The following is a 1,234-nucleotide window of genomic DNA, read 5'->3' as shown; positions in this document are numbered from 1 at the left end:
CGAGGAACTCGACGAGTTCGTGGTCAAACTCGCCCAGCGCTCCGGGAAGGGGATCTCCAAGCGGAGTCCGCAGGTCGACGCGACGCTGCCGGACGGCTCCCGTGCCCAGTTGACGCTCGGGCGGGAGGTCTCGGACCACGGAACGAACTACACTATTCGGCAGTTCAAGGAGGTCCCCCACACCCCGATCGACCTGATCAACTGGAACACCTTCTCGCTCGAACAGATGGCGTTCCTGTGGCTCAGCATCGAAAATCAAAAGTCGCTCATCTTCGCCGGCGGGACGGCGTCCGGGAAGACGACCTCGCTGAATGCGGTTTCGCTTTTCATCCCGAGCAAGGCGAAGATCGTCTCGATCGAGGACACGCGCGAAGTCGAGTTGCCCCAGCGAAACTGGATCGCAAGCGTCACCCGACCCTCGTTCGGCGAGGACGACAAGGGCGACGTCGACGAGTTCGATCTGCTGGAGGCCGCCCTCCGGCAGCGCCCCGAATACATCGTTATGGGGGAGATCCGTGGCGAGGAGGGGCGGACGCTGTTCCAAGTCATGTCGACCGGGCACACGACGCTGACGACGTTCCACGCCGATTCCGTCGGGGAGGTAATAAAACGGTTCACGACCGATCCGATCAACGTCTCGAAGACGATGTTCACGGCGCTGGATCTCGTCTCGGTCCAAAGCCAGACCCGGATCAGAGGCAACAAGGTCAGACGGACCAAATCGATCACGGAAATCAACCATTACGATCCCGAAAACGACGAGATCAACGTCAAGGACGTCTACCAGTGGCAGGCCCAAAGCGACACGTTCCTCAGCATGGGCGATTCGAGCACGCTCGATACGATCGCCTTCGATCGGGGCTGGTCTCGAGAGGAACTCGACGAGGAAATATTCCTCCACGAACTCGTGTTGGCGTATCTGATCCACGAAGGGCTCAACACCTACACGCAGGTTGCGGCGACGCTGCAGGCGTTTATCAACGATCCCGAGACGATCCTCACGCTCATGGCGACCGGACACCTCGAACGGTCTCTCGAGGACCTCCGGGAGATGGAGTCCGTCGAGATCGACATCGATCCCGAAAAGGAGGCGATGGTTCCACGCCCCGAGGCGAGCACCGAGATGCTCGAAAAGACCGCGGGGATCCTCGAGGAGGCCGAACCCCTCCTCGAGGAGTACCGTACCGGCGGGGTCGCCGAGGGGGTCGCCGAGGCGCTCGACATCGAGGCTGTC

The 1,234-nt window shown here is 61.3% G+C and carries 1 protein-coding gene; it reads left to right on the top strand.

Annotated features, from left to right (window positions below; genetic code table 11):
- Positions 1–1,234, top strand: a 1,234-nt coding sequence (locus tag DP106_RS15150) for an ATPase, T2SS/T4P/T4SS family (protein WP_165857928.1), incomplete at both ends; no start/stop codon positions are given.

This window comes from Halonotius pteroides (genome assembly GCF_003605635.1).
In the GTDB taxonomy this organism is placed as follows: Archaea; Halobacteriota; Halobacteria; order Halobacteriales; family Haloferacaceae; genus Halonotius; species Halonotius pteroides.
Note: the sequence above shows the minus strand (reverse complement) of the source record. Positions and strands in the feature narration are given on the sequence as shown.